General features: G+C 66.2%; 11 protein-coding genes, 1 tRNA gene and 2 pseudogenes. 11 read left to right on the plus strand and 3 right to left on the minus strand.

Annotated features, from left to right (window positions below):
- Window positions 1–77: 77 nt before the first annotated feature.
- From trbB to IEW15_RS19965, 11 genes and pseudogenes are all read left to right on the plus strand, one after another.
- Window positions 78–860 (plus strand): annotated as a pseudogene (trbB, locus tag IEW15_RS19915) (P-type conjugative transfer ATPase TrbB); the annotation flags it as partial.
- Window positions 857–1,198 carry a TrbC/VirB2 family protein gene (locus IEW15_RS19920; RefSeq protein ID WP_188581212.1) on the plus strand — a complete coding sequence of 114 codons (342 nt, stop codon included), beginning with the start codon at window positions 857–859 and terminating at the stop codon, window positions 1,196–1,198. The pseudogene trbB and the gene IEW15_RS19920, both read left to right, overlap by 4 nt.
- Complete coding sequence (locus tag IEW15_RS19925; RefSeq protein WP_012554597.1) at window positions 1,198–1,473, plus strand: VirB3 family type IV secretion system protein; 276 nt, start codon at window positions 1,198–1,200, stop codon at window positions 1,471–1,473. Before IEW15_RS19920 ends, IEW15_RS19925 begins: the two co-directional genes overlap by 1 nt.
- A gap of 7 nt (window positions 1,474–1,480) precedes the next feature.
- A pseudogene (locus tag IEW15_RS19930) lies at window positions 1,481–3,375 on the plus strand (TraG/VirB4 family ATPase).
- Window positions 3,372–4,109, plus strand: coding sequence for a P-type conjugative transfer protein TrbJ (trbJ, locus tag IEW15_RS19935; RefSeq protein ID WP_188581214.1), 738 nt, complete (start codon window positions 3,372–3,374; stop codon window positions 4,107–4,109). Before IEW15_RS19930 ends, trbJ begins: the two are co-directional and overlap by 4 nt.
- 9 nt (window positions 4,110–4,118) lie before the next feature.
- Window positions 4,119–4,445 carry a putative entry exclusion protein TrbK-alt gene (gene trbK-alt / locus IEW15_RS19940; protein ID WP_188581216.1) on the plus strand — a complete coding sequence of 109 codons (327 nt, stop codon included), beginning with the start codon at window positions 4,119–4,121 and terminating at the stop codon, window positions 4,443–4,445.
- On the plus strand, window positions 4,442–5,791 hold the full coding sequence (gene trbL, locus IEW15_RS19945; protein ID WP_188581218.1) for a P-type conjugative transfer protein TrbL: 1,350 nt from the start codon (window positions 4,442–4,444) through the stop codon (window positions 5,789–5,791). The genes trbK-alt and trbL overlap by 4 nt, the downstream gene beginning before the upstream one ends.
- Window positions 5,792–5,794: 3 nt before the next feature.
- Window positions 5,795–6,484, plus strand: coding sequence for a conjugal transfer protein TrbF (gene trbF, locus IEW15_RS19950; RefSeq protein WP_188581220.1), 690 nt, complete (start codon window positions 5,795–5,797; stop codon window positions 6,482–6,484).
- A complete protein-coding gene (trbG, locus tag IEW15_RS19955; RefSeq protein WP_188581222.1) occupies window positions 6,481–7,554 on the plus strand; it encodes a P-type conjugative transfer protein TrbG in 1,074 nt (357 codons plus the stop codon). The genes trbF and trbG overlap by 4 nt, the downstream gene beginning before the upstream one ends.
- Window positions 7,551–8,753 (plus strand): TrbI/VirB10 family protein, encoded by a 1,203-nt coding sequence (locus IEW15_RS19960; protein WP_188581224.1) that lies wholly within the window; start codon window positions 7,551–7,553, stop codon window positions 8,751–8,753. The genes trbG and IEW15_RS19960 overlap by 4 nt, the downstream gene beginning before the upstream one ends.
- Complete coding sequence (locus IEW15_RS19965) at window positions 8,750–9,007, plus strand: DUF2274 domain-containing protein (protein WP_188581226.1); 258 nt, start codon at window positions 8,750–8,752, stop codon at window positions 9,005–9,007. Before IEW15_RS19960 ends, IEW15_RS19965 begins: the two co-directional genes overlap by 4 nt.
- Here IEW15_RS19965 and IEW15_RS19970 read toward each other — a convergent pair.
- The 3 genes from IEW15_RS19970 to IEW15_RS19980 all read right to left on the minus strand — a co-directional run bounded on the left by IEW15_RS19970 (window position 8,971) and on the right by IEW15_RS19980 (window position 11,475).
- Window positions 8,971–9,915 carry a LysR family transcriptional regulator gene (locus IEW15_RS19970; RefSeq protein WP_229708360.1) on the minus strand — a complete coding sequence of 315 codons (945 nt, stop codon included), beginning with the start codon at window positions 9,913–9,915 and terminating at the stop codon, window positions 8,971–8,973. The genes IEW15_RS19965 and IEW15_RS19970 overlap by 37 nt on opposite strands.
- A gap of 92 nt (window positions 9,916–10,007) precedes the next feature.
- Window positions 10,008–11,120 carry a Fic family protein gene (locus IEW15_RS19975; RefSeq protein WP_229708361.1) on the minus strand — a complete coding sequence of 371 codons (1,113 nt, stop codon included), beginning with the start codon at window positions 11,118–11,120 and terminating at the stop codon, window positions 10,008–10,010.
- Window positions 11,121–11,398: 278 nt separating this feature from the next.
- Window positions 11,399–11,475 (minus strand) — tRNA-Arg (locus IEW15_RS19980).
- Between the last annotated feature and the right edge of the window lie 47 nt (window positions 11,476–11,522).

Genomic DNA, 11,522 nt, shown 5'->3' on the forward strand with positions numbered 1-11,522 from the left:
AATCACCGCACAATCAAAGCACCGCACGCCCCTAAACCGGATCGAACCAGACCCTTGGGGTCAACTCCGACAGGCTGCTAGTGGCGCACCATGTCGGCGCCGAGGTCCATGCCGAGCGCCCGCGTGTCTCGGCCGAGCTGCCCGAAACGGGAGAGCGGTTCGAGGGGCTGCTGCCTCCCGTCGTCACCGCGCCGGCCTTCGCGATCCGTAAGCCCGCCGTCGCGGTCTTCACCCTCGACGACTACGTCGCCGCCGGGACCATGACCGCCGTCCAGGCCGCGGCGCTGCGTGCTGCCGTGGCATCGCGCAAGAACATTCTGGTCGCCGGCGGCACCGGCACCGGCAAGACGACGCTCACCAACGCGCTGCTGGCCGAGATCGCCGGCACGAGCGACCGGGTGGTGCTGATCGAGGACACCCGCGAGCTGCAATGCCGCGCGCCGAACCTGGTCGCGATGCGAACCAAGGACGGCGTCGCCTCGCTGTCGGACCTTGTCCGGTCCTCGTTGCGCCTTCGGCCCGACCGCATCCCGATCGGCGAAGTCCGCGGCGCTGAAGCGCTGGACCTACTCAAGGCCTGGGGCACCGGCCACCCCGGCGGGATCGGCACCATCCACGCCGGCACCGCACTCGGCGCGATCCGCCGCCTCGAGCAACTCATCCAGGAAGCCGTCGTCACCGTCCCCAAGGCGCTGATCGCCGAGACCATCGATCTCGTCGCGGTGCTGCGCGGCCGCGGCAGCGAACGCCGCCTCTCCGAACTCGCTCTCGTCGCCGGCCTCGATCCCGCCACCGGCGATTACTGCCTCCAGTCCGCCGGGGCGGGCGGCGACCCCTTGTCCCTCGGAGATCCCTCATGAACCGCGTTCTCGCCGTCGCTCGCCATTCCCGCCGCCGCCTCGTCGAGCTGGTCACGCTGACCACGCTCACACTGGCTTTCGCGCCCGCCGCCTATGCCTCCGGCTCTTCGATGCCGTGGGAGACACCGCTCAACTCGATCCTGGAGTCGGTGCAGGGCCCGGTCGCCAAGATCATCTCGGTCATCATCATCACCGTGACCGGCCTGACGCTCGCCTTCGGCGACACGTCGGGCGGCTTCCGACGCCTGATCCAGATCGTCTTCGGTCTGAGCATCGCCTTCGCGGCGTCGAGCTTCTTCCTGTCGTTCTTCAGCTTCTCCGGCGGAGCGCTGATCTGATGGCCGCGATCGTCGATCCTGACGTGCCCGGCTTCTTCGCGCCGGTCCATCGCGCGCTCACCGACCCGATCCTGATGGGCGGCGCGCCGCGGACCGTGGCGATCGCCAACGGCACCTTGGCGGCGGCGATCGCGCTCGGCCTCCGGCTCTGGATCCCTGGCGCGCTCATCTGGGCCGTCGGCCATGCCGCCGCCGTCTGGGCGGCGAAACGCGACCCGCAATTCGTCGACGTGGTGCGCCGGCACCTTCGCTACCCCGCACATCTCGGGGTGTGAGGCCGCCATGCTGAACCTTGCCGAATACCGCCATCGCCCCGCAGGCCTCGCCGACTTCCTGCCCTGGGCCGCTCTCGTCGGTGAGGGTGTCGTCCTCAACAAGGACGGCTCGTTCCAGCGCACCGCCCGCTATCGCGGACCGGACCTCGACAGCGCGACGCCGGCCGAGCTGGTAGGCGTCACCGCACGGCTGAACAACGCGCTGCGCCGGCTCGGCTCCGGCTGGGCGATCTTCGTCGAGGCGCAGCGGATCGCCGCCCAGACCTATCCGCATTCGACGTTTCCTGATCCGGCATCGGCCCTGGTCGATCTCGAACGGCAGGACGCCTTCGAGGAGGCCGGCGCCCACTTCGAGAGCCGCTATTTCCTGACCTTCGTCTGGCTCCCGCCAGCCGAGGACGCCTCTCGGGTGGAAGGCTGGCTCTATGAAGGCCGGTCGCAGACAGGTGTCGATCCGTGGGAGCTGCTGCACGGCTTCGTCGATCGAACCAACCGCGTCCTGCAACTGGTCGAGGGCTTCATGCCCGAGGTCGCCTGGCTCGATGACGGCGACACGCTGACCTACCTTCACTCGACCATCTCGACGCGGCAGCAGCGCGTGCGCGTCCCCGAGACGCCAACGTCCGCCAGCCTCCGGTCTCGACACTGAATCTCGCCCACATGATCCCGCTTTCAGCGGTCTGGGCCGGGCCGGCACGCGACGAACATTTCCAGGCGCCGCCGCTGCTGTTCGGCAAGACCGAGGGGTCCACGCCGTTCCGGCTGAGCCTCCATGTCGGCGACGTCGGCCATACGCTGATCGTCGGCCCGACCGGCGCGGGTAAGTCCGTGCTGCTGGCCCTGATGGCAATGCAGTTCCGCCGCTACCGGAACAACCAAATCTTCGCCTTCGATTTCGGCGGCTCGATCCGCACCGCAGCGCTCGCGATGGGCGGCGACTGGCACGACCTCGGCGGTAGCTTGTCGGCCGGGTCGGAGCATTCGGTCTCGCTGCAACCGCTGGCGCGAATCGACGATCCGGCCGAGCGCGCCTGGGCGGCGGAATGGGTGACGGCTATCCTTGCCAAGGAAGGCGTCACGATCGATCCGACCGCCAAGGAGCATGTCTGGTCGGCACTGACGTCGCTGGCCTCTTCACCAATCGGCGAGCGCACGATCACTGGGCTGGCCGTCCTGTTGCAATCGACGGCGCTGAAGCAGGCACTCCAGCCCTATTGCATCGGCGGACCATCGGGGCGGCTGCTCGATGCCGAGTCCGAGCACCTCGGTTCCAGTTCGGTTCAGGCCTTCGAGACCGAGGGCCTGATCGGCGCCGGCGCGGCGCCTGCCGTGCTGACCTATCTGTTCCATCGCATCGAAGGCCGCCTCGACGGCCGGCCGACCCTGCTCATCATCGACGAAGGCTGGCTGGTGCTCGACGATCCGGCCTTCGCCCAACAGCTTCGCGAATGGCTGAAGACGCTGCGCAAGAAGAACGCCTCCGTCGTCTTCGCCACCCAATCGCTCTCCGACATCGACGGCAGCAACATCGCCCCCGCGATCGTCGAGAGCTGCCCGACACGCATCTTCCTGCCGAACGAACGCGCGATCGAGCCGCAGATCACGGCGATCTACCGACGCTTCGGCCTCAACGATCGCCAAATCGAAATCCTCGCGCGGGCGACGCCGAAGCGCGACTACTACTGCCAATCCCGCTGCGGCAACCGGCTGTTCGAGCTGGGGCTCGGGCCGGTCGCGTTAGCGTTCTGTGCCGCATCTTCCAAGCAAGACCACGCCGCAATCGAGCGCGTCATCGCCGAGAGCGGCCGTGAGGCCTTCACGCCCACCTGGCTCGCCGATCGCGAGCTTCTCTGGGCCGCCGATCTCATCCCCGAGCTGACCAACCTGGAGACGTCATCATGATCAAGCTGCGCCATCTGGCGGCGGCAAGCGCCGTCGTGCTGTCCCTGGCCGTCGCCGTGCCGCCGGCCTCGGCGCAATGGATCGTCTACGACCCGACCAACTTCAGCCAGAACGTGCTGACGGCGGCGCGTGAGCTGCAGCAGATCAACAACCAGATTCAGATGTTGACCAATCAGGCGACGGGCCTGGTCAACCAGGCGCGCAATCTCGCCAACCTGCCGATGTCGACGCTGACCCAGCTTCAGTCGTCGATCGCACAGACCCAGTCGCTGCTCGGTCAAGCGCAAAACATCGCCTTCAACGTCCAGCGGATCGAGCAGGCTTATTCGACCAGCTATGGCAGCGCAGCGGGCACGGGCTCGACCACGACGATGGTCGCCAATGCTCAGCAGCGCTGGCAAAATTCGGTCGCGGCCTTCGAGGACAGCCTGAAGGTTCAGGCGGGCGTGGTCGGGAACATCCCGACCAATTCCAGCGCCATGACCTCGCTCGTGTCGGCCAGCCAGAATGCCACTGGCGCGCTCCAAGCGGCACAGGCCGGCAACCAGCTTTTGGCCCTGCAATCCCAGCAGCTCTCCGACGTCGTCGCCGTGTTGTCGGCGAAGGGCCGTGCCGACGCGCTGGAGCAGGCGCGCGTCGCCGCCGCCGAGGCGCAAGGCCAGCAGAACTACAAGACCTTCTCGACGCGCAGTGGCTATCAGCCCGGCAACGTCACCATGTTCAGCGGCAACTGAGGCGCGCTGATGCTGGGCCGGTCGGACATCTTCCGCGCCGCCGCGATCGTCGCTCTGATCGCGTGCTTCGCCGCGACCCTTTTCGCGATCAACCGGCGTCCCTCGACGCCCGTTGTCGAGCCTCTTCCGACCGTCACCGCTCCAGCCACCGATGACCTTACGGCCGAGCTGCGCCGGTGCAGCGCGCTCGGTCCCAAGGATGCCGTGGATGCGCGTTGCGAGGCGGTCTGGGAGGAGAACCGCCGGTGCTTCTTCGGCAGGCCGGCGCGGCCGCTGCCGCCATCGCCCCCGGGCGCCGTCGCGCCGGCCACCCCCTCTTCAGGAGATGCGCGATGAACAACGTCGGCGTCATCGACACCTTCCTCAACACGTTCACGACCTACATCGATTCCGGCTTCGGCCTGATCAAGGGCGAGGTCGCCTATCTTTCCTCGACGCTGATCGTCATCGACATCACGTTGGCGGGCCTGTTCTGGGCCTGGGGCGCCGACGAAGACATTCTCCAGCGCCTGGTGAAGAAGACCCTCTACATCGGCTTCTTCGCCTTCATCATCACCAACTTCAACAACCTCTCCGCCATTGTCTTCAACAGCTTCGCGGGCCTCGGCCTGAAGGCTGGCGGCTCGACGATCTCGACCGCCACATTTCTGCAGCCCGGCCATCTCGCCCAGGTCGGCCTCGACGCCGGCCAGCCGTTGCTCGACGCCGCGAGCCAGATGATGGGCTTCACCAGCTTCTTCGCGAACTTCGTCCAGATCGCGGTCCTGATGGTGTCGTGGCTGCTGGTGCTGATCGCCTTCTTCATCCTGGCGGTGCAGCTCTTCGTCACGCTGATCGAGTTCAAGCTGACGACGCTCGCCAGCTTCATCCTCATCCCGTTCGCCCTCTTCAACAAGACCGCCTTCCTCGCTGAGAAGGTGCTCGGCAACATCGTCGCTTCCGGCGTGAAGGTGATGGTGCTCGCCGTCATCGTCGGCATCGGCACCGGCCTCTTCTCGCAATTCACGCAGACCTATGCCGGCGGCCAGCCGACCATCGAGCAGGCGCTGTCCGTAGTGCTCGCGGCGCTGGCCATGCTGGGCCTCGGCATCTTTGGGCCCGGCATCGCCACGGGTCTCGTCTCCGGCGCGCCACAACTCGGCGCAGGCGCTGCCGTCGGCACTGGCCTTGCCGTCGCCGGCACTGCCATGGCCGGCGCTGGCGCGCTCGGTCTGGCCGGGAGAGGAGCGATGGCGGCTGCCTCAGGGACGGCCGCCGCGGCCCGTGGTGGTGCGGCGATGGCCGGTGGCGCCTCTTCCGCCTACAGCCTGGCCTCCGCCGGCCGGTCCGGCGCTTCGGGCATGGCCGCTGGTCTTGGGGGTGTTGGTCGGGCCGCGGCGGCCGCGGCCTCAGCGCCAATGCGGCGCGCGGCGGCTCAGGCCGCAGGCTCGATGCGCGACAGCTTCGCTGCCGGCGCGAGGTCCAGTTTCGCTGCCACGGGCGGCTCCTCGACGAAAGGAACGGTCGGCGGCGGCGAGGCGGCCGCCCCTACGCCGAGTTCGAGCGGATCCAGTCCTCCCGCTTGGGCGCAGCGGATGCGACGCAATCAATCGATCCACCAGGGCGCGACCACCGCGGCGCACGTCCTCAGGTCCGGTGACAGCCACGGCGGCGGCCATTCCGTCGATCTTTCGGGAGAATAGACAATGGCGCTCTTTCGCCGATCCACGGTCCGCTACGGCCGTACCCCCGAACCCGAGACCCCCTACCAGCGCGCCGCCCAGGCGTGGGATGAGCGAATTGGTTCGGCTCGGGTGCAGGCGAAGAACTGGCGGCTGATGGCCTTCGGTTCGCTCGCGCTCTCGATGGGCCTGGCTGGCGGTCTCGTCTGGCAGTCGACCCACGGCAGCATCGTCCCCTGGGTGGTGCAGGTCGACAAGCTCGGCCAAGCGCAGGCTGTCGCGCCGGCCACGGCCGACTATGCCCCGAGTGATCCGGAGATCGCCTGGTATCTCGCCCACTTCATAGAGATGGTCCGCTCGCTACCAGCCGATCCGATCATCGTGCGGCAGAACTGGCTGCAGGCCTACGACTTCACCAGCACCTCGGGTTCGCAGGCGCTCAACGACTACGCCCGCGCCAACGATCCCTTCGCTAAGCTCGGCCACCAGCAGATCGCCATCGACGTCTCGAGCGTGATCCGCGCATCGCCGTCCAGCTTCCGAGTCGAGTGGGTCGAGCACCGCTATCAGGACGGCGCGCTCGCCGAGACCTCACGCTGGACCGCGATCCTCACCGTCGCGATCCAGCCGCCAACCTCGGCCGACGTGCTCCGCAAGAACCCGCTCGGCATCTACGTCACCGCCATCAACTGGTCGAAGGAGTTGGGACAATGACCCCGCCGTTTTCCATGGAAGCCGGCGGTCCGGCTTCACGTCGTTCAGTCTCTCAACCGAGCCGGAAGGCCGGCTTTGCGCCTTTCCGTAAATCCGGCTTCGCGGCTCTGCTGCTGGCGGTGACGGCGCTCGGCGGCTGCGCCCACAAATTCATTCCGCCCGACATCAACTACGACAGCGCCGTGCCGGCGAAGCTCACCGTCGATCCCCCGGCGCCGGTCAAGATCGTCGAGCTTCCGAAGCCCTTGCCGCTGCCCGGGCAGTTGAAGCCCCTTGCCGGCGGGAAGGAGCCGCCGCAATCGATCGATCCAGAGGTGCGCGTTAATCGCGCGAATGCTGCCGCCCGCGTGCAGCCCGTGCGCGACGGCTTCATCAACGCCGTGCAGGTCTACCCCTATTCGGCGGGCGCGCTCTATCAGGCCTACACGGCGCCCGGCGAGATCACCGACATCGCCCTGCAGGAGGGCGAACAGCTCGTCGGCACGGGGCCGGTCGCCGCTGGCGACACCGTGCGCTGGATCATCGGCGACACGGAAAGCGGCACCGGTCCGACCAAGAAGGTCCACATCCTGGTGAAGCCGACCCGGCCGGACCTCATGACGAACCTCGTCATCAACACCGATCGGCGGACCTATCTCCTGGAGCTGCGCTCGACCGAGAAGACCTATATGGCATCGGTCTCATGGCAATATCCCGAAGACCAGCTCATCGCGTTGCGCCAGCAAAATGCGGCGGCCGAAACAGCCGCGCCGATCGCCACCGGCGTCGACCTCGCCGCGATCAACTTCCGCTATGCGATCGAGGGTGACAACCCCGCCTGGCGGCCGCTGCGCGCCTTCGACGACGGCCAGAAGGTCTACATCGAGTTCCCGTCCGGCATCCGACAGGGCGAAATGCCGCCGCTCTTCGTCATCGGTCCGGCCGGCGGCTCCGAGCTGGTGAACTATCGCGTTCGCGCCAACTACTACATCGTCGACCGCCTGTTCGCCGCAGCCGAACTTCGTCTCGGCGACAAAGACAGTGAGCGTCGCGTCCGCATCGTGCGCACCGATGGAAGGCCGCGGTCATGACGGACGAACCGGAACAACAAGCGCCGGCGCCAGCGCCTGTCGTGCCGCCCGATTTGCGGCTCCGGGGCGAGCGGCCGCGCGTCACGCGCCTCTCGCGCAAGGTGCTGATCACGCTCGGCGCCGTGTCGGCCCTCGCGATCGCGGGCGCTCTCGGCTACGCCCTTCAGACCCGGAACAAGTCGCAGACGGGGCAGGAGTTGCTCAGCACCCAAAGCCGCCCCTCGGCCGAGGGGCTTGCCGGGCTGCCGAAAGACTATACCGGCCTTCCACGCCAGGCGCCCCCACTTGGGCCGCCTTTGCCCGGAGATCTCGGCAAACCCATCCTGAATGCCGGCGCTGCGCCAAACACGGCCATCCCGGCCGCAGGTCCTGATCCCGAGGCGCAGCGACTCGCGCAGGAAACGGAGGCGGCGCGCGTCAGCCGCTTGTTTGCACAGACCAACCAGCAACCGCAGCCGGTAAGTCTCGTGACCTCTCCTGCAACGGGGACACAGGCCGCTCCAACGCCCACGCCCCCCGTCGATGTGGGGTCCGCTCAAAACATGCAAGATCGCAAGACCGCGTTCCTCAACGCCGCGACGAACAAGCGAACGGTCAGTCCTGACCGTCTCGAAGCTAAGGCTTCGCCCTATGTCGTGCAGGCGGGAACCGTGATCCCGGCAGCGCTCATCACAGGTATCCGCTCGGACCTTCCTGGCCAGATCACCGCCCAGGTGACGGAGGCCGTCTACGACAGTCCGACGGGGCAGTATCTGTTGATCCCGCAGGGCGCGAAGCTGATCGGACAGTACGATAGCTCAGTCGCCTTTGGCCAAAGCCGCATACTCCTCGTCTGGATCCGCCTGATCATGCCGGACGGCACATCAATCGTGTTGGAACGGCAACCGGGCGCCGATACGCAAGGCTATGCCGGGCTCGAAGACCAAGTCGACAATCATTGGGGCAAGCTGTTCCAAGCAGCCGTGCTCTCGACGCTGCTCAGCGTCGGCGCCGAAGCCGGCACGAGCCAGAGCGAGAACAATCTCGTCCAGGCGATCCGTTCCGGTGCGTCCAACTCGATCAGTCAGACCGGCCAGCAGATCGTTCAACGCGAGCTCAACATCCAACCCACTCTCACCATTCGACCGGGGTTTCCGGTTCGCGTCGTCGTGACGCGCGATCTGGTGTTGTCACCTTACGGCCACGGAGGGAATCCATGACGAAGCTCAAGCTTGGGCCGCTGGCCGACGACAAGCCGGTCAAGATCAGCGTCGAACTGCCCGCCGCCGTGCATCGCGATCTCGTCGCTTACGCTCAGGTGCTCGGCCGGACGACTGGCCAAACGGCGCCCGAGCCTTCGAAGCTCATCGTGCCGATGATCGAGCGATTCATGGCGACCGATCGCGCCTTCGCCAAGGCGCGTCGCGATCGGACTGCTCAGGCCACGGGCGGTTCGGCCGAGAAATCAGAGTAGTGTTCGCGTAACATCGCCAGGAACGACCCCAAGGCGGGATTGCTGTTCGCGTCTCGCCAACACGCCATGAAATTGACTTGGGTCGGACCGTCGTCGTCCCAGACTTCTCGGTAGACGACGCCTTCGTGGCGGACGCCCGTCGCGCCCTCGAACATCAGGAGCGTTCCATAGTTCGCACTGACCAGGCTCAGCAGCCTGTCCAGTGAAGCGTCCTGATGGACGATGTGCTGGGAGCCCACCGCATGACGAAGCTTCGGTGCGAGCAGCCCTTCCAGTTCCGGTCCAGGGCCTTGCTGCGGAACGAGGAACTTTTCATTTGCGAGATCCGCCCAGCGAATCCTCGGATTTTGGCCGAGCACATGATGCTCGGGGAAAGCCACGATCACCCGCTCGCTCCATAGTGGAAGCACGCGGCCGTCCCACGCCGTCGCTTGGCCGGTCATGATCGCAACATCGACGGCGTTGCCCGCGAGGGCGCAAAGCAGCCGCTCATGGCTTCCATCGACCGTGCGCACATCCACATCCGGAAAGCGCCGATGGTATTCGACCAGCGTCGTGTGCATGTTCCCTGCCGAAGGAGAGGCATGAACGCCGATCGCCAGCAGGCCGAGTTCGCCACGGCTCCTGCTCCTGAGCCGCTGGAGTTCCGTATCCACGTCATCGAGGATCCGCTTGGCGCTCGCGACGAACTCCAGCCCCACCGTGGTGAGGCGGGTGCCGCCATTCGTCCTTTCGAACAACACCACGCCAAGCTGGCGCTCGATCTCGTGCAGCCGGCGGCTCAGGGTCGATTGGCGTATGTTCAGAGCTTCCGCCGCCTGTCGCAGGCTGCGGTGCTGTGACGTTACGAGCGCCAAACGCAAATCACGAAGCTCTATGTCCACGCCATTCACATCGTCGGCCCGCATACGCGCCGACGCCTCCTACAAACTTTGCCGCCCCTCTCTGTTCGCCTCCATCTCGATATACGTTGCGCTTGGTTTAGATTTCCCCCGGCGCGTCAGGCCGGCAACGGATCCGTGCCGCGATCGAGCAAGGCCAGATACTCCGAATAGGCATAAATCCGGCCGCGTTGCCGTCCCGTGGTCTCGCGCACGACGTTGATCTTGGCAAGATTTTCCAGCGCGGAGCCGGCGGTCGGGAAGGAGACGGCGAGTTTCTCGGAGACAGTCTGGATGGTGACGATCGGGCTGGCTTGCATCAATTCATGGACGCGGAGCGCGGATGGGGCCGCGCGGCCGAGGCCTGCGATCTGCTGTCGGTGAGTATCGAACATGGCGATGAGATCACGCGCCGTCGCGGAGGCTTGTTCCGCGGTCTCCGCGACGCCGGTCAGGAAAAACTCCATCCAGGTCTCCCAGGTCCCAGCCTGGCGGACCTCCTGCAGGAGCCGGTAATAGTCGTCGCGCCGGGATTTCAGGAACAGACTGAGATAGAGGATCGGCTCGCGCAGCACCCCCGCCTCGCACAGGATCAGCGTGATGAGCAGCCGGCCCAGGCGCCCGTTGCCGTCGAGAAAAGGGTGGATCGTCTCGAACTGGACGTGGGCCAGGCCCGCCCGGATGAGCGGGGGCAGCGCCGGATCTTCGCTATGTAGGAAGCGCTCCAGCGCATCGAGACACTCGTCCAGCCGATTCGGCGGCGGCGGCACGAACAGCGCGTTGCCGGGTCGGGTTCCGCCGATCCAGTTCTGCGAGCGGCGAAACTCGCCCGGTTGCTTCGCGGCGCCCCGTCCCGACTTGAGCAGGATGGCGTGCATTTCGCGGATCAGCCGGAGTGACAACGGAAATCCGCCACGCATCCGGGAGACGCCGTGCTCGATCGCCGCGACGTAGTTCGAGACTTCGGTGACGTCGTCGAGTTCGACCGCCGGCGCCTCGTGGTTTTCGAACAGCAGCAGATCGGAAAGCGAGGATTGCGTCCCCTCGATCTGAGAGGACAGGAGGGCTTCCTTGCGGACGTACATGTAGAGGAACAAAGGCGTCGAGGGCAGGATCGTCGTCACGCCATCGAGGCGCCCGACCGCGGCGATGGCGCGCTCATAGACCTGCATGAATCGTCCGAGTTCGAGCGGCGGATTCGGCGGCAGCGGGGTAGGTACGTAGGCGCGCACGCGCTCGCCTCCCGCGCTCGTTTCGACATATGCCCCGAGCCTTTGGTTCTTTCCGTTCGTCACAAGCGATCCTTTAATTAGCCTTGCTGCTATTAAAGCATATCGCCATACAGCTTAATAGCTGGTGGGGCTAATTCAAGGCTGCCGGCATGACGCTGCGCTCACAGGCGCAGGCAATTGGGAGCACGACAGGGCGAGGATGTGGTCTGGCTCGACATCTTCGAGCCCTCAGCCAACCTGATCCGAATCGCGCCACAAGGCGCAAATCTAGGGGAGGTTGGCGCACCCGACACGATTCGAACGTGTGGCCTCCACCTTCGGAGGGTGGCGCTCTATCCAGCTGAGCTACGGGTGCATCTCAATTTCGCCTAGCCCGACCGACCTATGAGGGTCAACGGATTC

It is taken from the genome of Tistrella bauzanensis (genome assembly GCF_014636235.1).
Lineage (GTDB): Bacteria > Pseudomonadota > Alphaproteobacteria > Tistrellales > Tistrellaceae > Tistrella > Tistrella bauzanensis.